This window comes from Streptomyces nymphaeiformis, assembly GCF_014203895.1.
In the GTDB taxonomy this organism is placed as follows: Bacteria; Actinomycetota; Actinomycetes; order Streptomycetales; family Streptomycetaceae; genus Streptomyces; species Streptomyces nymphaeiformis.
In genome coordinates this window covers 130,284-152,012 of the sequence record NZ_JACHJY010000006.1, presented here as the reverse complement: position 1 = coordinate 152,012, position 21,729 = coordinate 130,284, and the positions used below count along the sequence as shown (strand labels likewise).

Sequence of the window (21,729 nt, the reverse complement as noted above, 5' to 3'; positions counted from 1 at the left end):
TCTCACTTCGCGGGGGAGGGGATGCCGTGGACGGCCTGGTCGTAGAGGGACATCAACTGCCGTGCGCTGTGCGCGATGTCGTAGCGGCGGGCGGCCGCCGGCTGCGGGAGCCGGGCGAGCCGGGCGTCCCGGATGCCGCGCAGCGCGGAGACCAGCTCGGACACGGACTCGCCGATCCGGCGTGCGCCCGGTGCCGCGTCCGGGGGCAGGTCGTCGATCGCCGGGCAGGCCACGTACAGCACGGGAAGACCCGCCGCGAGGGCTTCGACGACCGCGAGCCCGAAGGTCTCGTCGGGGGAGGTGGACACGAAGACGTCCATGGCGGCGAGGAGTTCGGGCAGCATGGGCCCCTGCGGGCCGCCGGACGGCGGGTCCTCGCAGGCCCCGAAGAACAGGACCCGGCCGGCCGCCCCGCACTCCCGCGCCACCCGCAGCAGCTCCTCGCGGTGCTCGCCCTCGCCGACGAGGAGCAGCCGCGCCTCCGGCACCTGGGCCACCGCCCGGATCAGCCGGTCGAACCGCTTCCCCGGCGTGAGCCGCCCGACCCCGCCGACGACGTACGCGTCCTCGGGGATGCCGAGCACGCCCCGGGTGAGGCGCCGGGCGCGTGCGTCGAAGGCGAACCGGCCGGTCTCGATGCCGTTCGGCACCACCCGGATCCGCTGCGGGGGCACGCCCCAGTCCGCGAGCCGGCGGGCGACGCTCGGCGAGACGGCGACCGTGGAGGTGCCGAGCCGCTCGGACGCCAGGTAGAGCGCGCGGGTGCCCGCGGACAGCGGCCGGCCCTCGATCTGGGTCTCGCCGAGGGAGTGCTCGGTGGCGATGACCCGGCGGACCCCGGCGAGCCGGGCCGCCGTCCTGCCGTACACGCACGCCCGGTAGAGATGCGTGTGCACGAGGTCGTAGCGGCCCTGCCGGACGATCCGGGCGAGCCGGGGCAGCGCCCCGACGTCGCGGTTCCCGGCCATGCCGAGGTGGATGACGGACGTCCCGTCGGCCTCGATGCCGGCGGCGACGGCGCCCGGGTTGGTGAGCGTGACCACCCCGCCGTCCACCGGGAGGTGGCGGAGCAGCAGCCGCAGCTGCTGCTCGGCGCCGCCGATGCCGAGACCGGTGATGACGTGCAGGACCTTCACGGCGCACCGACCGGGGCCGGGCCGTGTGCGGTGGGACCGTACGCGGCGGACAGCAGGTCGGCGGGGTGGTGGCGGCGCAGCGGGTGCAGGACGCGCTTGGCCGTGAGCCGCCATGGGGTGTCGTTCTCGCCGATGTGGACGCGGGGCAGGGCGTACGTGCCGGTGTGCGGGCCCGGGTCGATCGCGCAGCCGTAGCGGTAGCCGGCCTTCCGCACGGCGCGGATCACCCGCGGGTCGACCTGCCCGTACGGGTAGCAGAAGCCCTCCACCGGCCGACCGGTCATCTCCTCCAGGAGCTCACGGCTGTGCCGGGTCTCGGCGGCGAGGGTCGTGTCGTCGGCCTCGGTCAGCGGGACGTGCCGCAGGCCGTGCGAGCCGACCTCCATCCCGGCGTCGGCGATCCGCCGGATCCCGTCCTCGTCGAGCAGCGGCTTCCGCGGCCCCGCCGAGTCCCAGCCGTTCTCGCCGCCGAGACGGCCCGGCAGGACGTACACCGTCGCCGTGAAACCGTGCCGCTGGAGCATCGGCAGTGCCGAGTCGAGGAAGTCCGCGTACCCGTCGTCGAAGGTCAGGCCGACGAGCCCCTTGGCGCGGCCCTCGGCGGTGGCGTCGAGCAGCTCCCGCACCGACACCCCGCGCAGCCCCCGGTCGCCGAGCCAGTGCAGCTGCCGGGCGAAGCGCACGGGGGAGACGGTCACCCGGTACGGATCGTCAGCGGTGTCCGTGATCGAGTGGTACATCGCCACCCACAGGGGCGGCTTCCACAGAGGCGGCTTCGGCAGCAGACGGCGCAGCGCGGTGGCGGCGGGCATGGGGGGTCCTCCGGAAGGCGGAGCGGGGCAGGGGCGGGATGTCGGGCGCCTTGGCGACGCAGGCGATGAAGAGCACGAAGACGCCGACGACGACGAGGCCGGCGACGGCGACGGCGAGGACGGCGGAGCCGATCGCCAGCTGGCAGAGCCAGCCGGCGCCGGTGGCCCAGGCGCCGGCGGTGGCGAGCCTGAGGAGTCCCTCGCCGAGCCGGTCGACGTGGACCGGGACGGCCTGGCGGTGCGCCCCCCGCAGCAGCAGGACGGCGCTGAGGGTGATGCCGAGGGCGTTGGCGGCGGCGATGCCGACCGCGCCCCAGTAGTGGGCGCCGGGGACGCCGGCGGCGGCGGTCGTGGCGAGACCGGCGGCCATGGCGGCGGCCGGGTACCAGAGGGGGCGGGCGGCGGAGAAGTAGCAGCGGACGAGGGCGCCGACCATCGTCTGGCCGAGCAGGCCGAGCGCGTACACCCGCATGACGGCGGCGGTGGCGGTGGTGTCCGCCCCCGTGAACTCGCCGCGCTCGAAGAGCAGTTCCACGATCCGGGGCGCGGCGGCGATCACCGTCGACGTGCCGACCAGCACGACGAGGGCGGCGAGCAGCAGATCCCGCTCGACCCGGCGACGGGCCGCCTCGGGGTCGCCGGCCGCGAGCGCGCGGGCGACCACCGGGAAGCTGACCGTGCACAGCATCAGGGAGAGGATCATCGGCATCTGCGCGACCTTCTGCGCGTAGTTCAGGTGCGAGATGGCGCCGGCGGGCAGCGGGGAGGCGAGGAACCGCTCGATCAGGGTCTGGGACTGGCGGCACAGGGAGAACGCGACGACGGGCGCGATGAGACCGAGGGCGAGGACGCGTCCTTCGCCGGTGGAGGCGGGAGCGGGTGGCGTCGATCCCCTCCGCCGGGGGGCCTTCAGCTCCCGCAGGAGCGAAGGCGCCTGGACGAGGACCATCAGGACGCCGCCGACGGCGACCCCGGCGGCGGCGGACCGCACCCCGAACGGTTCGCGGAGGACCAGGATCGTGCCGATGATCCCCACGTTGTACGCGACGTAGATCGCGGCCGGCGGCAGGAACCGCCCGTGTGCCCGCAGTGCCGCCGAGCAGTACCCCACCAGGGAGAACGACAGCACGCAGGTCCCGGTGAGGCGTGTGCAGTCGACGGCGAGCGACGGGTCGGGCAGGCCCGGCGCGAGCGCGGCCACGAGCAGCGGTGCGGCGAGGATCAGGACGACGGCGACGACGCCCAGGGTCAGGACGAGCCGGGGGAGCGTCCCGCGCACGAGGTCGCGCACCGGATCGCCGGGCAGCCCGGCCGAACGGCGGGCCAGGGCGCGGGAGAAGGCGGGCACCAGGATCAGCGCCATCGCGTCCTCGATGAGCAGCGTCGAGGCGAACTCGGGCACGGTCCACGCCACCAGGAACGCGTCGGTGCCGGCCCCGGCGCCGAAGTACCCGGCCATGATCTGGTCCCGCACGAGCCCGAGCACCGCCCCGGCCGCGGTGAGCCCCGCCGTCACGGCCGCCGCCTTCGCGAGGAACCCGCCGCCCCCGGGCGCCCCTTCGCGGGCCGCGCGCGGGCGTGCGTGCGCGCGGCGGCCGGAGGGCGGGGCGGCTGCCACGGGCCGCGCGGGCGCGGGAGGGGGCGGGACGGGACGGCGCGCCACGCGCCGGGCCCCGGCGAGCAACCCGGCGCCCGCACAGGCCCGTCCGGGTTCCGCCGACCCGGGGCCGGATACGGCGCGCGGCCCGGCAGCGGCGGCTCGGGCGGTGCGGGCAGCCCTCGCGCCCGCCACGACGGCGCCGGCGGCCGTGCCGGCCGTCCTCGCGGCCGTGGAGGTCCCGGCACCCTGCCCGGACGCCGCACCGGCCCCGGTGGAGCCCGCTCCCGGTCCGCCCACCGGCGGGCTCGCCCCCGGCAGCACGACGGCCCCCGGGGGCCACGGGGAGTCCGTGGGGCCCGGAGGCGAGGTCGGCCAGGGGTCGGTCAGGGGGGTGCCGCAGGGCGGCCGGGGCGAGGGGCGGGGCCCTTCGGCCCACGGCGCGTCCGTGGGCTCCGGTGCCCCGGCCCACGGGTCACGCACGCCTCACCTCCGCCAGCGACCACCAGGCCGCCAGACCGAACACGACCGACATCAGGACGGTCGACGGGCCGCCGATGTCCGCGTAGAAGAAGTCGATGAGCTGCCAGGCGAGCAGGCCCGTCGCGACGAGCGCGCAGTCCGCGCCGAGCCGCTGCCGCCGCAGCGCGCCGACGAGCAGCGCCAGCCAGCTGCCGGCCAGGGCGAGCAGCCCCACCAGGCCCTGCTCGCTCAGCACCAGGAGGTACATGTTGTGCGGGGACAGCAGCGGCTGGCGCGCGAAGGCGGCGCCCGCGCCGGCGGTGTCGCTGCCGGAGGAGAGCGCGAGCGAGGCGTTCGAGTCGCGGTACTGGGGGAAGCCCTTGAGGCCGATGCCCGTGACCGGCTCCGTACGCCACATCCGCCCGGACGCCGCCCACATCGTGTACCGGTCGGTCACGGACTGGTCCGGCGCGGCCGCCACCTGCGTGATGCTGCCGACCCGCTCCTTCACCATCGTCGAACCGACCCCGAGGCCGCCGACGAGGACCACGCCGAGCGCGGCGGCCACGAGCGCCACCCGGGCCGCCCGCCGCACCCCGGCGAGCAGCAGCTGGATCGCGCAGGTGAGCACGGTCGCGATCCACGCGCCCCGGCTGAACGACAGCACGAGGGGTACGAAGAGGAGCGCCGCGCAGACCGTCGCGACCGTGCGGACGCGGCCGGGACCGCTGCCGAGCGCGATCCCGGTGACGACGACGAGCCCGTACGCGACGACCGTCGCCATGCCCATCACGTCGGTGGCGCCGAAGGTGCCGACGGCCCGGACGTCCTCGCCCTGGTACGAGGCGCCCGTGCCCGTCAGGTACTGGGCGACGCCCACCGCGCCCTGGAGCAGCGCGAACGCGACCAGGCCCCAGGCGATCACGGCGAAGTCCCGCCGGTCGCGGATCGTCAGGAGCACGGCCGCCGGCACGAGGACGAAGACCTGCACGTAACGGGCGACGCCCGGCAGGCTCGCCGCCGGGTCGTTCGAGGTGATCGCGGCCAGGCAGATGCCGAGCACCGGCAGGCCGAGGACGACGGCCGCCGCCCGGGTCAGCGGCCGGGCCCCGCCGCGCAGCACCCGCACCAGGCAGATCACGACCAGGAGCCCGGAGGCCGCGTCCGCGACCGTCCCCGTGCCGCCGGTGCCGCCCTGCGCGCCGCCGCCGCCCGGGACGAGCAGCAGCGCGATCACGGCGAGGACCGGGGACAACGCCCCGGCCCGGCGGGCCCACTCCCGTACGTCGACGCCCGAGCCGGGCACCGTCACGGCCGTGGCCATCCTCAGCTCCCCGTGGGTCGGACCAGCCCGGCCGCCGTGCGCAGCAGGATGCAGACGTCCTGCCAGAGCGACCAGTGGTCGATGTAGTGGTTGTCGAAGCGGCAGCGGTCCTCGATCGAGGTGTCGCCGCGCAGCCCGTGGACCTGCGCGAGACCCGTGAGGCCCACCGGCATCCGGTGCCGGGCCGCGTACCCCGCGTGGATCTTGCTGAACTGGGCGACGAAGTAAGGGCGTTCGGGCCGCGGCCCGACCAGGCTCATGTCCCCGCGCAGCACGTTCCACAGCTGCGGCAGCTCGTCGAGCGAGGTCTTCCGCAGGAAGCTCCCGGCCGCGCTCATCCGCCGGTCGCCCGCCACGTTCCAGCGGGTCGCCGACTCGGTGTCGTCGGAGGGCCGCAGCGTACGGAACTTGAGCAGCGTGAAGTGGCGCCCGTGCTGGCCCACCCGCTCCTGCCGGAACAGCACCCCGGGACCGTCCGAGAGCCGCACGGCGAGCGCGCAGAGCAGCAGCACCGGCAGCGCGAGCGCGAGCGCGGGGGCGGCGAGGACGATGTCGAGGGCCCGCTTGGAGGCCCGCCCGCGCCGCTCGCCGAGCGGGACGACGCGCTGCCAGGCGTACCCCCACATGTGCGCGCCCATCGGCCCGTCCTGGTGGCGGCCGCCGACCCGCCAGGTGGTGCAGCCGTACTGCTGGAAGAGCGACACGAGACCCGGGTCGTCGTCGAGGAACACCGCGTCGCGCACGGTGTTCTGGATGACCGCCCGGTGGATCTCCTCGGTCGTCGTGAGCACCGGGAGCCCGGCCTCCCCGACCGCGCGGGACGCGCCGCCCTGCTCCGGCACGCCGACGATCCCGACCGGCCGCACCCCGTACTCCGGGTGCTGGGCGGCCGCCGCGGCGAACCGGCGCGCGGCCCCCGCCGAGCCGACGACGAGCGCCGAGCGCGGACGCTCCCGCGCGATCCGGCGCCGCCGCCCGAGCACCACGGCGCGGACCAGGCACACCAGGGCGACGTGCGTGCCGTACGCGGCGCAGAGCCGCAACGGCCCGATCGCCAGACCAGGGGAGTACGCGGCGACCGAGGCCGCCGCCAGGCACCAGGCGAACCCGGCGCGGGACCCCAGCGCGGGCAGCTCGTCCAGGGCCCGGATGTGCGCGGCCGGCCGGTAGAGCCCCGCCTGCCCGTCGAGGACGAGGACGAGCGCCATCACCGGCAGCACGAGCCGCAGGTCGTGGTGCGCCGCGCTCAGCACCGACGCGGCGGCGAGGACGGCGAGGGCGTCGACCGCCACGAGCGCCGCCACGCCGGACCGCGGCCGCTCACGGCGGTGGCGCGGCAGCACGAGCCGGCCGGGCGCGGCGCGGCGGGGCGCGAGGGAGGCGAGGCCGAAGGCCTGGCCCGCCGTGGGCCAGGGCCCCGGCGAGGAGGGAACGCTGGTACTTTCCGTGGTCACTGCGCAATCGGCTCTCTGTGCTCGGCCCCCCGCACTCCGGCCAGCTCGCGGTAGACGTCCGCGACGGCCGCGCCGGTGCGCCGGACATCGAATCTGCTGAGTACGTGCTCGTGGGCCTCACGGCCCAGGCGGTGCCGCAGCTCGGGCCGGCCGAGGAGGCGGCCCAGAGCGGCGGCGAGCGCGGCCGGGTCCTCGGGCGGGACCAGGCACAGGGGTTCATGGGCGGGCGGCAGGCTCTCGCGGGCCCCGTCGACGTCGCTGACGACGACCGGCCGGCCGGCGGCCATGGCCTCCAGGGGTGCGAGGGCCATGCCCTCCCAGCGGGACGGCAGGACGACCACGTCGGCGGCCCGGTACCAGGGCACGGGGTCCTCGACGGCCCCCGTGAACCGCACCGACGGACCGGCGGCGGCCCGCAGGGCCTCCGCGTCCGGGCCGTCGCCGACAAGGACGAGCCGGGCCGCGGGCACCTCCGCGAGGACCGCGGGCCAGGCGGCGAGCAGCACGTCCTGGCCCTTCTGACGGCAGAGCCGGCCCACGCAGACGACCGTGGGCGCCGGATTGCGCGGCGGTCCGTCGGTGGCGAACCGGGCCGTGTCGACGCCGTTGTGGACGACCGACCAGTCCGCCACGACCCCGGCCGCCTCGCCGGTACGTCGCTCGGCCTCGCTCACGCACAGGACGCGGTCCGCCCACCGGGCGCCGAACCGCTCCCAGCGCCGGACGACCGCGGCGGTCCGCCCCTCGACGGCCTCGAAGGACCAGGCGTGCGGCTGATACACCGTCGGAATCCGTCCCCGCACGGCGAGTCGGGCGCACAGACCGGCCTTGGCGCTGTGCGCGTGGACGATCCCGGGCGCGACCGTACGGATCAGCCGGGCCAGGTCCCGCGTCTCGCGGAGGACGGCGGGACCGGGGTCGCGGCCGGCCCGCCAGTCGTGGGTCTCGGCGCCCTCGGCGCGGACGGCGGCGGAGAGTCGGGTGCCGGGCGGGCAGGCGACCGCGACCCGCAGGCCGGCGGCGCGCTGGGCGCGGACCAGGTCGACGACGACACGGGCGACCCCGCCGTCGCCGGGCTGGACCGCGTGCAGGACGGTGACGGACGCGAGGTCCGTGTCGAGTGGTGACAGCACGTCAGCGCCGGACGTCGGCCTGGAAGAAGACGGCGCCGAGCCAGACGGTGTCCTTCCGGCTGCCGACCCGGACGTGCACCCGGTCGCCCCCCGCACGCAGCGCCCCCCGCAGATCGAACACGTCGGAGTCGTATCCGAGGGTGTTCGTACGATCGGGCCGTCGTACGGTACGACCGGCGCCGAATTCGGTGACGGTGGAGTTCAGCACGTCGTCCGCGGAATTGGCGGAATCGGAGAGACGGGTGCTCTTCGAACGGCTCGTTTCCACCGCCAGGTAATCCCCGGAAGTCCCCCGGTCACCGTCATACGCGATCAGGCCGAGACGCCCCGAGACACCCTTGGGAAAACGGTTTCCGTCGACCGGGACGCGCAGCTCCCCGGCGCGCGGACCGACCGTTTCGAAACCGTCCCAGACACTGATCCTGCGCAGCGGTTCCGAGGCCTTCTCGTACGCGGCGACGAGCGTCCAGCCGCCCCAGCCGCCCACCGCGGAACGGCCCATGGCGACATTGATCTGCGCGACCGTCCACAGCCCCGGGTGCGACCGGCGGACCAGGTCCGTGACGTCGGCGGAGGCCTGGAAGGCGTCGGCGCCGTCGGCCGCGCGGTGGCCGATCACGGAGTCGGCGAGCAGCGCCTTGTACCGTCCGCCGGGCTCGGCGATCAGCACGCGGCCGTCGTCCTTCGGCGGCTTCTGCTCGCCCACCCGCAGGTTCCCGCCCCAGTAGAGCCGGGCCCAGGTGACCCGGGCCCCGGCCGGCACCGCGAGCTCGGCGCGGCTGGAGTTGTACGTGTGGGGGTCGCGGTCCACGTCGACGTACGCGATCCCGGCGCCGTCGTTGACCGACTCGGTGCCCTTCGCGCCCTTCACCGAGGTGTTGGCGGCGCGCACGATCCCACCGTGCTGCACGGCCTGGTGGCGCGCGGCGAAGGGGACGCGGGCCGCCTCCCGGGGCCGGGGCGCTGCTGCGGAGGCGCCTGGCAGCGCGGCGGTCAGGGCCGCACACGACAAGGCGCACAACACGCTGCGACGCACGGCAAGAACCGCTGAATTCCGCATACAGGTTCTCCGCTTTGATGAGAGAAGGGAGGGAAGACCCGAGCAGGCCGGGGGAGATGAAGGTGTCGTCCGCACGAAATGAGTGAACGCGCGGCGGGCCCGGAAGCAACGTTCGGGAACGTTATAACCCCGAACCGGGGCGATAGTACGCATTAGATGCCCGGAAAAGCTAACTCCCGTATCCGGGCGGCCGGTTCCTCGTTGAGCGTGTTGCGCCATTCCACGCCCAGTCCCTCGAATGGCCCTCTTATGGCCCAAAGATCGGTTGAACGTCACCCGTTCGGGAGAGCAACCGATGAAAAGCCGGGACGTTGTTGAGGGAGACGGGCCGAACGGTTCGCGCAGTCCGAGTTGGATGAATTCGATCGAGGAGCACCTCCCCATGTCCCGTATCGCCAAGGCCGTTGTCCTGACCGTGGGTGCCGCCGCCGCCGTCGCCGGTACCGCCGGTGCCGCCTCCGCCGACGCCGGCGCCGAGGCCGCGGCCGTGAAGTCCCCCGGTGTCCTCTCCGGCAACGTCGTCCAGGTCCCGGTCCACGTCCCGGTCAACCTCTGCGGCAACACCGTCAGCGTCATCGGTCTGCTGAACCCGGCCTTCGGCAACACCTGCGTCAACGCCTGATCTCGCACGCCTGATCGGTCCTTCCGAAGCCGGTGCGCCCGCCCCCCTCCGGGACGGGCGCACCGGCTTTTTCCTTGCCCGCACTGGTTCGGTACTCGTTCGGCCGCACCCTCGTGCGCCGTCCGGTGCAACGGCGTACGCCCCTTCGGGGGCAGGCTCCCGGGGCGGATTCACTCGAACGGGGACGTGGCGCTGCGTAGTTTCACGGTTGCGGAGGGCTATATCCGCAGGCACGGTGAGAGAGCAGTTGTCCGACGCATAAGGAAAAGGAACACATATGCGTCCCCTGGCCATACGCCGTCTCACCGCCCTGGCGATATCCGCCGCCGTCTCCCTCGGCACGGCGGGACCCGCCTTCGCCGGCGAACACCACCCGTCCCCCGCGGCCGACCGGGCCGCGCACGCGCCCGTCCCGGACACCGCCGCCCTCCTGGCCCAGGCCCAGTCGCTCGGCGAGCTCGGCTCGGTGACCACCCCCGTGACCGAACTCGTCACGGCCGCGCTCAAGGCCGACTCGGGCCGGCTGCCCGCGGCCGACGTCGAGGCCTTCAAGGCGAAGATCGCCGCGGCGGTCGAGGAGGCGAAGGCCGCGGCCGCCGTCCCGGACGGCCCCGCACCGCAGCTCCCGGCCACCCCGCCGTCCCCCGACCTCCCGGTCGCCGCGCCGGTCATCCCGCCCGCGGCCGAGCTCCCGGCCACTCCGCCCGCCGCGGAACTTCCGGTCACACCCCCCGCGGCCGAGCTGCCGGTGACGCCCCCCGTCGCCGAACTCCCGGTGGAGCCGTCCGTGGGTCTGCCCGTCGCGGCCGGTGCCGCCTCCGCGGCCGGGAAGGCCGCCCCGGCGGACGTCGTGTCCGACGCCCTCGCGAGCGTCGAGAAGGCCGTCGCCGGTCTCCTCGCCGCGGTCACCTCCGGCGACGCCGGCGGAGTCGTACCGCAGGTCACCTCGACGCTGACCTCGCTGGTCAACCTGGCCGTCTCCACCGTGCTCGGCAGCGGCCTGCCCGCGCCGGACCTCGCGGGGCTGCCCGCGCTCCCGCAGCTCCCGGTCGCCGCGCCCGAGCTGCCCGTCGAGCCGCCGGTCGCCGCGCCCGAGCTGCCGGTCACGCCCCCGCCGCCCGCCCGGTAGCACCCCGCACCCCGTACCGGCCCGGCCTCTTGCCGGGCCGGTACGGGCGTGTGCGATCGGCAAATAGCACCGGCCCGCATCGATCGGGTGCAGTACCGAGAAATCCTTCCTCCCGGAGTTTCCGGGGCGCTCACTCCTCGTTACAGAAGCAGGACGACGTACAGGATTCCGCCAAGAACCCTGTACGGAACGTGACTTGAACGTACAGAGGAAGGATTCACTCCATGAAGCCCACCAAGGTCGCCGCGGTCGTCGCCGGTTCGCTGATGGCCCTGGGCGCCGCCGCGCCCGCCATGGCCTCCGAGGCGCTGACCCCCACCAGCCTGAACGGTGGACTCGAAGCGATCGCCGCCAACGGGCTCAAGAGCGACATGCTGAGCAGCACCACGGACGGCTCCCCGGTCCAGACCGTCACGAAGGCGGCCGACCAGCTGAACACCGCCACCAAGGGCGCCCCTCTGCTCGGCGGCCTCCCGGTCCCCGGCGGTCTCCCGCTCGGCGGCTGACGTCACCTCGGCAACACCGGCCCCACGGGCACTTGCGGCGGACTCCCGTGCCGCCGTTCCTCACGGTCGGCTGATCGAATGATTTTCTGATCAGCTGCCGTGTGGCCCCGGCTGTACGCCGGGCGTCGACCCATACCTTTTGGCCGATCCCCCTTGAACGTCGGTGCGGATCAGGCCGGTCGGAGCGAGGGGGGATCCTCGCCGGTCTCTCCCTTTCTCCAGAGGAAGAGCGGTATGCGGTCCATCATCAGCAGGAAAGTACTCACCGCGGCTGCAGCGACCGGCATCCTGTCGCTGACCGGCGGATTCGCCCTGGCCGCGAACTCCCACGCGGGCTCGGGCGACGGTCCCGGCTCCCGTACGGCCGGCCGTGCCCACGCCACCGTGCCGGCGGACGTCTGCGGCAAGACCATGGAGCTCGGCGGCGTCGTCGCGGCAGCCGTCGGAGACCTCTGCGACCAGGCGGAGGAACCCGACGGCTACGGCGAGGGTCCGGGCGGATACGGCGAGGAGCAGCCGGGTCACCCGACCGGCCACCCCACCGATCACCCGACGGGTCACCCCACGGACCACCCGACGGGCCACCCGACGGGTCACCCCACGGACCACCCGACGGGCCACCCGACGGGTCACCCCACCGGGCATCCCACCGGGCACCCGACGGGCCATCCGACCGGTCACCCGACCGGGCACCCCACCGGTCATCCCACGGGTCACCCGACCGGGCATCCGACCGGGCATCCCACCGGGCACCCGACGGGCCATCCGACCGGTCACCCGACCGGGCACCCCACCGGTCATCCCACGGGTCACCCGACCGGTCATCCCACCGGGCACCCGACCGGGCACCCGACCGGTCATCCCACCGGTCATCCCACGGGCCACCCCACTGGTCATCCCACGGGCCACCCGACCGGTCACCCCGGCGGCCACCCGAGTGGTCACCCGAGCGGTCACCCCACCGGGCACCCCACGGGTCACCCCACCGGCTACCCCACCGATCACCCCACCGGCTACCCCACCGATCACCCGACCGAGCAGCCCACCGGCAAGCCGACCTGTGAGAAGCCCGGTCACGGTGGGGGCCCGCACGATTGTGGGGAGCTGCCCAACACCGGTATGGAGACCGAGCTCATGGGCGCGGGCGCGATCAGCGCCGCGCTGATCATCGGCGGTGTCGTCGTCTACCTCCGCGGCGGACGGCTCGCCCGCCGGCACTGACACCCCGAGCGCCGGCAACGCGTCAACCCGGGCCCTCGCCTTCACCGGTGAGGGCCTGCGCGTTGCTGCTAATGGGTTAGTCCCGCGACGTTTCGGCCAAGGGGCTCGTTCTCCTCGTATGACTCTGCGTTCTCACGCGGGCATGGGTCTCCTCATGACCGCGCTCGCCTCCGCCGCCCTGGCCTCTCCCGCCGCCGCCGTCGAGGCGCCGGTGATCGTCCCGCTCCAGGGCCTCGACCCGGTGCTGCCGATGGACGCGCCGACCGTGGCGACCGGCGTCCCCGTCCCGATGCCCGGGGCGCCCACCGGCTTCCAGAAGGGCCTCGGCTCGCTCCCGGACGTCGCGCTGCCCAGCGTCCCGCTCACCGGCACCGTGCCGGAGACCGTCGTCGACGCGCCGCTGCCCGAGCTCCTCAAGGGCAGCGAGCCCGGTCGCGCGCTGCTCAGCAACCCGCACTCGGAGATGAAGGCGGCCACCCCCGGCGCCGTCGTCGGCACCCCGGTGAAGGCCCCGCGCGGCAACGGGCTCGCCGGCCTTCCGGACCTGGCGAAGCCCCAGGTCGGCCTGCTCACCCCGGTGCTCAGCGGGGCCCTCGACCCGCAGCTGGGTCTCGCCCCGGACGCGCACTGACGGACCGCACTTTTGTGCGACTGGTCGCCAGGTGGGTGAAGACACGATTCTTCCCCGCCACCCCAAGGGTTTTCGGTCGTTGCAAGAGAAGGCTTGTCGCATGGCCGCGGCCCGTGGGCCGAAGACGTCCCGTCGTATCCGGCGGCGGACGGCATTCGGTCCGCGGGCCATTTTTTCGATTTTCCTTCTTCCCTTTCGGCCCAATGGCCGTGACCCCTTCCGGGGGCCGGCGTTGAACGGAAGTGACGGCCGTGATTCCTGCGGTCGCTTTCCAGTCCAAGGAGTTCTTGATGTCTCGCATCGCGAAGGCTGCCGCTGTTCTCGCCGGCACGGGTGCCGTTGCCCTCAGCGGAGCCGGCCTGGCCGTCGCCGACGCCGGCGCCGAGGCCGTCGCCGCCCACTCGCCCGGTGTCGCCTCCGGCAACGTCGTGCAGGTCCCGGTCCACGTCCCGGTCAACCTCTGCGGCAACACCGTCAACGTGATCGGTCTGCTGAACCCGGCGTTCGGCAACACCTGCATCAACGCCGACGGCGGCCACGGCGGCCACGGCAACGGTGACGGCGGTTACGGCGGCTGATCCCCCCGCTGCACATGGATGTCCCCCCGGCCCGGCGGCCGGGGGGACATCCGCGTGCGGGGGCTCAGACGTACCGGTAGATCCGGCTGTGGTCGAACATCGACGCCGGGGTCACCCCCCAGGGCGCCATCGGCTCGTGCCGGGCGGCGACCTTGCGGTACTGCGCGTCGCCGAGCGGCGGCGGCTCCGCCGGCAGGTAGGCGGCCCCGGGGTTCCGCTGCTGCCAGCGCGACCAGACCAGGTCGACGAAGGAGTGGTGCAGCCAGAAGACCGGGTCGTTCACGGAGCCGCCGCCGAGCATCAGGCCGCCGACCCAGCGGTGCACCCGGTTGTGGATGCGGAACCGCTCGTTGCCCCGGCCCGGCGCCCAGCCCTCCAGAGCGTTGCGGAAGCCGGTGGCGCTCGTCGAGTTCCAGGGCGCCGCGTCGTACACCCGCTCGCGCATCACCTCGTCGAGCTGAGTGGCCGTGGGGAGGGTGATCGGGTCACGGGGGCGGCCGAAGTCCCTGGTCAGGTACTTGCCGTCGGTCATCGACTGGGTGATCGTCCAGTGCCCGGCGGAGTGCGCGAAGGGGCCCGTCATCACCTGGAGGTCGGCCCGGCGTCCGTTGCCGCCCATGAAGTCCTCGCGCCAGATCGAGGAGGCCGGGGAGTTGTCCCGGGTCCAGTCCCAGTACGGGACGGAGACCGTCGGGTCGATCCGGCGCAGGGCCGTCTCGAACTCCAGCAGGAACTTGCGGTGCCAGGGCAGGAAGCTCGGGGTCATGTGGGCGATCCGGAGCCGGCCGCCCCCGTCGGCCGTGTAGTGGTCGATGTGGGTGCGGACGAAGCGGTCGTACGCACCGGTGCGCTTGAGCTCCAGGACGGCGGCGACGAACTTGCGGCGCTCGGCAGCGGTCAGATCGCGCTGGTTCTTACGCGTGTACACCACGCGGGCTCCCTCCCGTCGGGTCGGTGACGCCGTGGGCGGCCGCGAGGGGGGAGAGCCGGGCGGTGCCCAGCTCGTCCACGGCCGCGCGGGTGGCCGCCAGGGGCGTCGGGCAGGACTCGTAGTGGTCGATCGGGGTGACGTAGCCGCCGTCGGCGCAGCGCATCAGGTGCAGCGGCCGGCCGTCGACGAGGGCCGTCGGCTCGCCCCCGGGGCCGGAGAAGCCCAGCAGGCGACGGCCCCGGTACATCTCGTCGAAGGCGTGCGGATCGCGGGTGCCCCCCGATTCCGGTCGGATCGCGATACGGCCGAGCGCCCCGCCCGTGAAGGCGGTGACGGCAAGGGCGAACAGGGACCGCAGTGCGACGCGGCGCGGGACGATCATCAGTGATCTCCTGGTGGTCGGCTTATGCCCTCAGGGCACAACGATGAAAACCCGTGTTCGTTGCGGCGGAAATGGCAGCGGCGTGAATGTCGGCCGTTCGGGTGAAAACGGCGTGGGGAAAGGGTGGTCGGCGCATTAGCATCCGGTTGCATGACCACTTCCAACGTCGTCTCGTCGGCGCGCAGCGCCTCTCCGCTGGGAACTCTCACGGTGATTCCGTGGGCCAGCGAGCCCTCCGCCGATTCGGCGGGAACGCCGTTCCTGATGGCCTATTCGCTCGGTGACGGCCGGGACGGTCCGGAGGCCGGGCAGCAGGCGATGCGCGCGGCCCTGGAGTCGATGAAGCTCTCGGTCGGCGACCGGCTCTTCGACCTGGAGAAGGACGCCGGGATCAACGCCACGCTGCTCGTCGAGGGCGGCTCCGCCGTGCTCACGCTGCCCTTCCTGAAGGTGCAGTGCCCGGTGCCCGGCGAGTGGCAGACGGCCGCCCGCGAGCAGGGCAAGGTCTACTTCCTCTGCTCCGTACGGCCCTGGTCCGAGGGCGTGCCCGGACAGCCCGTCGACGAGGCCATGCTGCGGGCCTTCGTCTCGGACGAGGAGACGCTCGCCGACTGCGCCCACGTCCTGCTGCCGGTCCGCCGCATCCAGGGCTGAGCGGAAGGAGCCGCGTCATGGCGACGGTGAACGTACGGGGCGGGGTGCCGGGTCAACGGCAGGACGGGACCGCGCCGGAGACCGGCGGGCCGATCGGCGCGGGCCGCGCCCTGGCCTGGCTGCTGCTCGTCACCGGCGCGGCGGGCGTGCTCGCCGGCTGGGTGATCACGATCGACAAGTTCCTGCTCCTGGAGGACCCCGGCTTCCAGCCCGGGTGCAGCCTGAACCCGGTCGTGTCCTGCGGCAACATCATGAAGAGCGCGCAGGCGTCGGTGTTCGGCTTCCCGAACCCGATGCTCGGGCTCGTCACGTACGGCGTCGTCGTGGCCGTCGGCGCCGGGCTCCTCGCCGGGGCCCGCTACCGGGGCTGGTTCTGGCTCGGCCTCAACGCCGGGATGCTCTTCGGGGTCGGCTTCTGCACCTGGCTGATGTACCAGTCGCTGTACGAGATCAACTCGCTCTGCCTGTGGTGCTGCCTGGCCTGGGTCGCCACCATCACCATGTTCTGGTACGTCACCGCGCACAACGTCCGGGAGCGCGTGCTGCCCGCCCCGGCGGCGCTGCGGACCTTCCTCGGCGAGTTCACCTTCGCCCTGCCCGTCCTGCACATCGGGATCATCGGGATGCTGATCCTGACCCGCTGGTGGGACTTCTGGACGAGCTGAAGTGAGCCGACCCCCCGCCCGGCTCCCCTGGTTGACCTGGCCGCGGGCCGCACTGACCGTGCTGCTCGCGGCCGTTGCCGTACTCCTCCTCGTGACCGACCGGATCCCGCCCGGCGGCCGGCACGGCGGATCGGAGCCCGCGCCCGAGCAACAGCCGCTGCCGGGCGTCCCGTCGGGGTTCTTCACCGGCTCCGACGAGGCCGGGGTGCGGCGGATCGCGCAGGTGCAGGCCTGGCTCGGCGGGGACTCGCTGACCGTCGGCCACACCTATCTGCCGGGCGACCGCTGGTCCAACATCGAGGGGCATCCGGCGCTGTTCGGGCCCTGGGCGCGCTGGAAGGCCGAGCGGCCGGGGCGGCTCTTCGTCCTCAACGTGCCGCTGCTCGACCGCAACGAGGCCGGGCTGCCGGACACCGAGGTGCGGGCCGGACTGCGGCGGGGCGCGGACGGCGCGTTCGACGGGCACTTCCGGACGCTGGGGGAGCGGCTGGTGGCGCAGGGGCTCGGCGACGCGGTCCTCGTGCTCGGCTGGGAGATGAACGGCACCACGTACAGCCATCGCTGCCGGCCGGACCCGACGGCCTGGAAGGCGTACTGGCGGCGGGTGGTGGGGGTGCTGCGCGGGGTGCCGGGGCAGCGGTTCCGCTTCGACTTCACCCCGAGCCGCGGGCTCGACGCCATCCCCTGGCCGCACTGCTACCCGGGGGACGACGTCGTCGACATCATCGGAATGGACGCCTACGACCAGCCCGCCGGGCTCTCCTTCGAGGAGCAGGTGTACGAGGAGTACGGGCTCGCGCACCACGTGCGGTTCGCGGCGGCGCACGGCAAGCCCGTCTCGTACCCGGAGTGGGGGCTGTTCAGGAACGGGGACAACCCGGCGTACGTGCGGGGGATGCTGGACTGGTTCGCGGCGTACCGGCCCGTGTACCAGACCGTCACCGACTACTGCCCGCACGGGGTGTGGCAGTGCGACGCCAATCCGGAGTCGGCGCGGATCGTCAAGGGCGCGCTGGGACCCGGGGCGTCAGGCCCGTCTTGAGGGTGTCGACCGTGGCGTCCAGGAGGGCGACGAGGTCGTCGGTGCGGCCGCGCTCGGCCCAGTACAGGACCGCCTCGCGCAGGGCGCCGAGGGCCGACGCCGTGAAGACCCGTACCTCCAGGTCGTCCGCGTCCCGGCCGGTGCGGTCGGCGATCGCGCGGGCCAGGCGGCGGCCGGTCTCCGCGGTGGTCTCGGTGAGCCGGGCGCGGACGGCGGGGATCTCCGCCATGAGCCGGGCCCGCAGCAGGGTGTCCTCGGGCTCCTCGTCGAGGGAGGCGCGGACGGCTTCGAGGACGACCGCCCGGAGCGAGTCGAGCGGTTCCTCGGCGGCGGGGCGGGCGCGCAGCCGGGCTTCGAGCTCCTCGTCGTTCTCGGCGGTGAGGAGGATGTCCTCCCGGACCGGGAAGTAGCGCACGACCGTGGAGGGGGAGACCTCGGCGGCCGCGGCGATGCGCTCGGTGGTGGCGGCGTCCCAGCCCTGCTCGGCGGCGAGCCGGTAGGTGGCCTGCCGGATCGCCGCGCGGGTCTTCGCCTTCTTGCGTTCGCGCAGGCTCATGGACCCCATTGTCCCAGGTCGGACGGGCCGGTCAGGCGTGCTGGTAGGCCACCAGCGAGATGCCGACGTAGTGGACGATGAAGGCCGCGAGGGTCAGCGAGTGGAAGACCTCGTGGAAGCCGAACCAGCGTGGCGAGGGGTTCGGGCGCTTGATGCCGTAGATGACGCCGCCCGCGCTGTAGAGCAGTCCGCCGACGACGACGAGGACGAGGACCGCGATGCCGCCCGCGCGCATGAAGTCGGGCAGGAAGAAGACGGCGGCCCAGCCCATCGCGATGTAGCAGGGCGTGTACAGCCAGCGAGGGGCGCCGACCCAGAAGACGCGGAAGGCGATGCCGGCGGCGGCCGCGGCCCACACCGCCCACATGAGCGGCTTCGCCGTGGAGTCGGGGAGCAGCAGCAGGGTGAGCGGGGTGTAGGTGCCCGCGATGATCAGGAAGATGTTGGCGTGGTCGAGGCGCCGGAGCACGGCCTCGGCGCGCGGGCCCCAGTTGCCGCGGTGGTAGAGCGCGCTGATGCCGAAGAGCAGGCAGGCGGTGAGGACGTAGATCCCGCAGGCGATGCGGGCGCGGGGCGAGTCGGAGAGGGCGACGAGGGTGAGGCCCGCGACGATCACGGCGGGGAACATGCCCGCGTGCAGCCATCCCCTGAGCCGGGGCTTCGTCGGGAGCGGCACGGGGCGCTCGATGGTCACTTCCGGCGTGGCTGCAGTCATAGGACGGAATCCTAGCTACGCCCCCGTAGGTACCGGATATGAGTGGCGATGCTCACGTGTGCACCCCCCTGGACATATGGGCGGATCCATCGGATGATCAAATGAGTGCGGTCGGCACCGGATGAGCAGCTACGAAGCATCCGGGTCGCGGCCCCCACGGGGCAGACATCTAAAAAACCCCTCAACAAGGAGCAATCGTGGCGCGCGACAACGCGGCTCCCACCGACGTCCCCACCCAGCACCAGGAGCTCGTCTCCTGGGTGAACGAGATCGCCGAGATCACCCAGCCCGACAGCATCGTCTGGTGCGACGGGTCCGAGGCCGAGTACGAGCGCCTCTGCGAGGAGCTCGTCGCCAAGGGGACCTTCAAGAAGCTCGACCCGGTCAAGCGCCCGAACTCCTACTACGCCGCCTCCGACCCGTCCGACGTCGCGCGCGTCGAGGACCGGACCTTCATCTGCTCCGAGAAGGAGGAGGACGCGGGCCCGACCAACCACTGGAAGGCCCCGGCGGAGATGAAGGACATCTTCGCGGGCGAGAAGGGCATCTTCCGCGGCTCCATGAAGGGCCGCACCATGTACGTCGTGCCCTTCTGCATGGGCCCGGTCGGCTCGGAACTCTCCGCCATCGGCGTCGAGATCACCGACTCCGCGTACGTCGCCGTCTCCATGCGCACCATGACCCGCATGGGACAGGCCGTCCTCGACGAGCTCGGCACCGACGGCTTCTTCGTCAAGGCCGTCCACACCCTCGGCGCGCCGCTCGCCGAGGGCGAGGCCGACGTGCCGTGGCCCTGCAACACCACCAAGTACATCTCGCACTTCCCCGAGACCCGCGAGATCTGGTCGTACGGCTCGGGCTACGGCGGCAACGCCCTGCTCGGCAAGAAGTGCTACGCGCTCCGCATCGCCTCCGTCATGGCGCGTGACGAGGGCTGGCTCGCCGAGCACATGCTCATCCTGAAGCTCACCCCGCCGCAGGGCGAGGCCAAGTACGTCGCCGCCGCCTTCCCGTCGGCCTGCGGCAAGACCAACCTCGCCATGCTGGAGCCGACCATCCCCGGCTGGACCGTGGAGACCATCGGCGACGACATCGCCTGGATGCGCTTCGGCGAGGACGGCCGCCTCTACGCGATCAACCCCGAGGCCGGCTTCTTCGGCGTCGCGCCCGGCACCGGCGAGCACACCAACGCCAACGCCATGAAGACCATGTGGGGCAACTCCGTCTTCACGAACGTCGCGCTCACCGACGACGGCGACGTGTGGTGGGAGGGCATGACCGAAGAGGCGCCCAAGCACCTCATCGACTGGAAGGGCAACGACTGGACGCCGGAGTCCGAGACCCCGGCCGCCCACCCGAACGCCCGCTTCACCGTCCCGGCCGGGCAGTGCCCGATCATCGCGCCGGAGTGGGAGGACCCGAAGGGCGTGCCGATCTCGGCGATCCTCTTCGGCGGCCGCCGCGCCTCCGCCGTCCCGCTGGTCACCGAGTCCTTCGACTGGAACCACGGCGTCTTCCTCGGTGCGAACGTCGCCTCCGAGAAGACCGCCGCCGCCGAGGGCAAGGTCGGCGAGCTGCGCCGCGACCCCTTCGCCATGCTGCCGTTCTGCGGCTACAACATGGGCGACTACATGGCCCACTGGGTCAAGGTCGGGGCCAACGCGGACGCCGCGAAGCTCCCGAAGATCTACTACGTGAACTGGTTCCGCAAGAACGACGCCGGCAAGTTCGTCTGGCCCGGCTTCGGCGAGAACAGCCGCGTCCTGAAGTGGATCGTCGAGCGCCTCGACGGCAAGGCCGAGGGCGTCGAGACCCCGATCGGCATCCTCCCGACCGCCGAGTCCCTGGACACCGAGGGCCTGGACCTGCCGGCCGAGGACCTGGAGTTCCTCCTCAAGGTCGACCGTGACGTGTGGCGCGAAGAGGCCGCCCTCGTCCCCGACCACCTGAACACCTTCGGCGACCACACGCCGAAGGAGCTGTGGGACCAGTACAACGCGCTCGTGGAGCGCCTCGGCTAGTCCACCCGAACTCGTGGTGGGTTGCCCCGAACTACCGCCCTGACCAGTGGGGTCACGACGGCTCATCACGACGCAACCGGCCCCCGGAGCCCCCTCAGGCTCCGGGGGCCGGCGCATGTCCGCTACAGGATGGTCTGGCCGGCCTCGACGGTGGCGACGGCCCGGCGGCAGGCGTCACGGAAGGCGAGGAAGCGGGGGTTGTTCCAGGTGGCGATGCGGCCGCTCTTCCAGTCGAAGTCCGTCACCTCGGGGCCGAAGAGGGACCGGCGCATGTCCTCGGTGATCTCCAGCTGGGCGCCCGCGCCGATCAACGTCCGGTTGCAGATGTTCTTCGTGGCCGCACCGGCGAAGTCCGCCAGGTTGTAACGGTCACGCCACTCGTCGGAGAGGGCGTCGAGCGCCGGGAACCCGGCCGTCTCCAGTTCGTGCACCAGCGCTTCCCGAAGGGTCTTGTTCAAGCCGCCCACGACGACCAGCTTCGGGTCCGACTGGGACGGCCAGACCATCGTGTCGGGGATGCCGAGCTGGCTGTACTGGCAGCCGTGCAGGCTCAGCACGTTCAGGTGGCTCGCGGTGAGCACGTTCGCGACGTGGTCGTCACAGTTCACCGAGGTGACGTGCAGCTGGCTGTTGTTCGACGAGCGCATCCCCTCGAACATCCAGTAGTCGTGGACCGTGGGAAGCAGCGGCGCCCTGGTCGGATCCGTCGCGTCCGCCGGGTCGTATCCGGCGATCGCCAGACAGAGCTCGGAGGTGCCCCGCTCGATCTGGCCGCCGTGGATCGCCAGGATCGCCGTCTTCTTCTCGTAGACGGCCACCTTGGAGAGGTAGCCGTCGAACTGCTCGTGGCGCCGGTAGCGGCGGCCGAAGTCCTCGCCCTCCTTGGTGGGGTACGGGATGCCCTTGTAGAGGTCCGTGTTGGAGTTGTAGGTGTCGTTGTCGCCGGTGGCGAACGCCGGGGCTGCGGTGGCGAGTTGGGAGAGGAGCGGGGCGCCCGCCGTGGCCGCTGCCGCCAGGGCGGTGAGGACGGTACGGCGGGATGCGGTGTGCTGTGAAGATGTCATGCGCGGAACATACGACGTCGCCCGACTCGGCAGC

At 73.1% G+C, this 21,729-nt stretch carries 22 protein-coding genes; 10 read left to right on the top strand and 12 right to left on the bottom strand.

Annotation, left to right across the window (positions count from 1 at the left end):
• Nucleotides 1-2 precede the first annotated feature (2 nt).
• The 7 genes from GGE06_RS21255 to GGE06_RS21225 form a co-directional block, all read right to left on the bottom strand.
• On the bottom strand, nt 3-1,136 hold the full coding sequence (locus tag GGE06_RS21255; protein ID WP_184931468.1) for a glycosyltransferase: 1,134 nt from the start codon (nt 1,134-1,136) through the stop codon (nt 3-5).
• Nucleotides 1,133-1,948 (bottom strand): polysaccharide deacetylase family protein, encoded by an 816-nt coding sequence (locus GGE06_RS21250; protein WP_184931467.1) that lies wholly within the window; start codon nt 1,946-1,948, stop codon nt 1,133-1,135. Before GGE06_RS21250 ends, GGE06_RS21255 begins: the two co-directional genes overlap by 4 nt.
• Entirely contained in the window at nt 1,848-3,566 is a 1,719-nt protein-coding gene (murJ, locus tag GGE06_RS21245) for a murein biosynthesis integral membrane protein MurJ (RefSeq protein WP_312883242.1), read from the bottom strand. Before murJ ends, GGE06_RS21250 begins: the two co-directional genes overlap by 101 nt.
• Nucleotides 3,567-4,020: 454 nt before the next feature.
• Nucleotides 4,021-5,331, bottom strand: a complete 1,311-nt coding sequence (locus GGE06_RS21240) for an O-antigen ligase family protein (protein ID WP_184931466.1) — start codon at nt 5,329-5,331, stop codon at nt 4,021-4,023.
• 2 nt (nt 5,332-5,333) lie between these two features.
• Nucleotides 5,334-6,785, bottom strand: coding sequence for a sugar transferase (locus GGE06_RS21235; protein ID WP_116159130.1), 1,452 nt, complete (start codon nt 6,783-6,785; stop codon nt 5,334-5,336).
• The gene (locus tag GGE06_RS21230; protein ID WP_116159129.1) at nt 6,782-7,918 is read right to left on the bottom strand and encodes a glycosyltransferase; all 1,137 of its coding nucleotides are present in this window, start codon (nt 7,916-7,918) and stop codon (nt 6,782-6,784) included. The genes GGE06_RS21235 and GGE06_RS21230 overlap by 4 nt, the downstream gene beginning before the upstream one ends.
• 1 nt (nt 7,919) lies before the next feature.
• A complete protein-coding gene (locus GGE06_RS21225) occupies nt 7,920-8,978 on the bottom strand; it encodes a DUF3344 domain-containing protein (RefSeq protein ID WP_116159128.1) in 1,059 nt (352 codons plus the stop codon).
• A gap of 382 nt (nt 8,979-9,360) precedes the next feature.
• Between GGE06_RS21225 and GGE06_RS21220 the strand changes: the two genes are divergently transcribed.
• The 6 genes from GGE06_RS21220 to GGE06_RS21195 all read left to right on the top strand — a co-directional run bounded on the left by GGE06_RS21220 (nt 9,361) and on the right by GGE06_RS21195 (nt 13,665).
• Nucleotides 9,361-9,600: a chaplin gene (locus tag GGE06_RS21220; protein WP_116165347.1), complete on the top strand. Its 240-nt coding sequence runs from the start codon at nt 9,361-9,363 to the stop codon at nt 9,598-9,600.
• Nucleotides 9,601-9,877: 277 nt separating this feature from the next.
• Entirely contained in the window at nt 9,878-10,729 is an 852-nt protein-coding gene (locus GGE06_RS21215; protein ID WP_184931465.1) for a hypothetical protein, read from the top strand.
• Nucleotides 10,730-10,953: 224 nt separating this feature from the next.
• Nucleotides 10,954-11,235 carry a hypothetical protein gene (locus tag GGE06_RS21210; protein ID WP_116159126.1) on the top strand — a complete coding sequence of 94 codons (282 nt, stop codon included), beginning with the start codon at nt 10,954-10,956 and terminating at the stop codon, nt 11,233-11,235.
• 234 nt (nt 11,236-11,469) lie between these two features.
• The gene (locus GGE06_RS21205; protein ID WP_184931464.1) at nt 11,470-12,456 is read left to right on the top strand and encodes a hypothetical protein; all 987 of its coding nucleotides are present in this window, start codon (nt 11,470-11,472) and stop codon (nt 12,454-12,456) included.
• Nucleotides 12,457-12,574: 118 nt separating this feature from the next.
• Nucleotides 12,575-13,087, top strand: a complete 513-nt coding sequence (locus tag GGE06_RS21200; protein ID WP_116159125.1) for a hypothetical protein — start codon at nt 12,575-12,577, stop codon at nt 13,085-13,087.
• A 290-nt stretch (nt 13,088-13,377) separates the two neighbouring features.
• Nucleotides 13,378-13,665 (top strand): chaplin, encoded by a 288-nt coding sequence (locus GGE06_RS21195; protein ID WP_116159124.1) that lies wholly within the window; start codon nt 13,378-13,380, stop codon nt 13,663-13,665.
• A gap of 64 nt (nt 13,666-13,729) precedes the next feature.
• Here the strand turns inward: GGE06_RS21195 and GGE06_RS21190 are convergent, their stop codons facing one another.
• Nucleotides 13,730-14,596 carry a tyrosinase family protein gene (locus tag GGE06_RS21190; RefSeq protein WP_116159123.1) on the bottom strand — a complete coding sequence of 289 codons (867 nt, stop codon included), beginning with the start codon at nt 14,594-14,596 and terminating at the stop codon, nt 13,730-13,732.
• A complete protein-coding gene (locus GGE06_RS21185; protein ID WP_116159122.1) occupies nt 14,580-14,978 on the bottom strand; it encodes a tyrosinase family oxidase copper chaperone in 399 nt (132 codons plus the stop codon). The genes GGE06_RS21190 and GGE06_RS21185 overlap by 17 nt, the downstream gene beginning before the upstream one ends.
• Nucleotides 14,979-15,128: 150 nt before the next feature.
• Between GGE06_RS21185 and GGE06_RS21180 the strand changes: the two genes are divergently transcribed.
• Genes GGE06_RS21180 through GGE06_RS21170 form a run of 3 tightly spaced genes read left to right on the top strand, consistent with a single transcriptional unit; the run spans nt 15,129 to nt 17,339 of the window.
• Entirely contained in the window at nt 15,129-15,632 is a 504-nt protein-coding gene (locus GGE06_RS21180; RefSeq protein WP_220378532.1) for a DUF5949 family protein, read from the top strand.
• Between the two features lie 17 nt (nt 15,633-15,649).
• Complete coding sequence (locus GGE06_RS21175; protein WP_116159121.1) at nt 15,650-16,297, top strand: vitamin K epoxide reductase family protein; 648 nt, start codon at nt 15,650-15,652, stop codon at nt 16,295-16,297.
• Nucleotide 16,298: 1 nt separating this feature from the next.
• Nucleotides 16,299-17,339, top strand: a complete 1,041-nt coding sequence (locus GGE06_RS21170; protein ID WP_312883222.1) for a glycoside hydrolase family 26 protein — start codon at nt 16,299-16,301, stop codon at nt 17,337-17,339.
• On the opposite strand, the gene GGE06_RS21165 is transcribed toward GGE06_RS21170, so the two are convergent.
• Together GGE06_RS21165 and trhA are read right to left on the bottom strand one after the other, a co-directional pair.
• A complete protein-coding gene (locus GGE06_RS21165) occupies nt 17,299-17,895 on the bottom strand; it encodes a TetR/AcrR family transcriptional regulator (protein WP_312883221.1) in 597 nt (198 codons plus the stop codon). The genes GGE06_RS21170 and GGE06_RS21165 overlap by 41 nt on opposite strands.
• 31 nt (nt 17,896-17,926) lie before the next feature.
• Complete coding sequence (trhA, locus tag GGE06_RS21160) at nt 17,927-18,610, bottom strand: PAQR family membrane homeostasis protein TrhA (protein ID WP_116159119.1); 684 nt, start codon at nt 18,608-18,610, stop codon at nt 17,927-17,929.
• Nucleotides 18,611-18,807: 197 nt separating this feature from the next.
• Here trhA and GGE06_RS21155 point away from each other — a divergent pair, with 197 nt between their 5' ends.
• Nucleotides 18,808-20,631, top strand: a complete 1,824-nt coding sequence (locus GGE06_RS21155; RefSeq protein ID WP_116159118.1) for a phosphoenolpyruvate carboxykinase (GTP) — start codon at nt 18,808-18,810, stop codon at nt 20,629-20,631.
• 122 nt (nt 20,632-20,753) lie between these two features.
• Here GGE06_RS21155 and GGE06_RS21150 read toward each other — a convergent pair whose 3' ends face one another.
• Nucleotides 20,754-21,695, bottom strand: coding sequence for a poly-gamma-glutamate hydrolase family protein (locus GGE06_RS21150; protein ID WP_184931463.1), 942 nt, complete (start codon nt 21,693-21,695; stop codon nt 20,754-20,756).
• Nucleotides 21,696-21,729 lie beyond the last annotated feature (34 nt).

What these genes read in the sequence shown, in the direction of transcription:
- GGE06_RS21250 (WP_184931467.1), bottom strand. Translation starts at nt 1,948, where the DNA reads ATGCCCGCCGCCACCGCGCTGCGCCGTCTGCTGCCGAAGCCGCCTCTG.
- GGE06_RS21240 (WP_184931466.1), bottom strand. Translation starts at nt 5,331, where the DNA reads ATGGCCACGGCCGTGACGGTGCCCGGCTCGGGCGTCGACGTACGGGAG.
- GGE06_RS21225 (WP_116159128.1), bottom strand. Translation starts at nt 8,978, where the DNA reads ATGCGGAATTCAGCGGTTCTTGCCGTGCGTCGCAGCGTGTTGTGCGCC.
- GGE06_RS21220 (WP_116165347.1), top strand. Translation starts at nt 9,361, where the DNA reads ATGTCCCGTATCGCCAAGGCCGTTGTCCTGACCGTGGGTGCCGCCGCC.
- GGE06_RS21215 (WP_184931465.1), top strand. Translation starts at nt 9,878, where the DNA reads ATGCGTCCCCTGGCCATACGCCGTCTCACCGCCCTGGCGATATCCGCC.
- GGE06_RS21210 (WP_116159126.1), top strand. Translation starts at nt 10,954, where the DNA reads ATGAAGCCCACCAAGGTCGCCGCGGTCGTCGCCGGTTCGCTGATGGCC.
- GGE06_RS21205 (WP_184931464.1), top strand. Translation starts at nt 11,470, where the DNA reads ATGCGGTCCATCATCAGCAGGAAAGTACTCACCGCGGCTGCAGCGACC.
- GGE06_RS21200 (WP_116159125.1), top strand. Translation starts at nt 12,575, where the DNA reads ATGACTCTGCGTTCTCACGCGGGCATGGGTCTCCTCATGACCGCGCTC.
- GGE06_RS21195 (WP_116159124.1), top strand. Translation starts at nt 13,378, where the DNA reads ATGTCTCGCATCGCGAAGGCTGCCGCTGTTCTCGCCGGCACGGGTGCC.
- GGE06_RS21185 (WP_116159122.1), bottom strand. Translation starts at nt 14,978, where the DNA reads ATGATCGTCCCGCGCCGCGTCGCACTGCGGTCCCTGTTCGCCCTTGCC.
- GGE06_RS21180 (WP_220378532.1), top strand. Translation starts at nt 15,129, where the DNA reads ATGACCACTTCCAACGTCGTCTCGTCGGCGCGCAGCGCCTCTCCGCTG.
- GGE06_RS21175 (WP_116159121.1), top strand. Translation starts at nt 15,650, where the DNA reads ATGGCGACGGTGAACGTACGGGGCGGGGTGCCGGGTCAACGGCAGGAC.
- GGE06_RS21165 (WP_312883221.1), bottom strand. Translation starts at nt 17,895, where the DNA reads ATGAGCCTGCGCGAACGCAAGAAGGCGAAGACCCGCGCGGCGATCCGG.
- trhA (WP_116159119.1), bottom strand. Translation starts at nt 18,610, where the DNA reads ATGACTGCAGCCACGCCGGAAGTGACCATCGAGCGCCCCGTGCCGCTC.
- GGE06_RS21150 (WP_184931463.1), bottom strand. Translation starts at nt 21,695, where the DNA reads ATGACATCTTCACAGCACACCGCATCCCGCCGTACCGTCCTCACCGCC.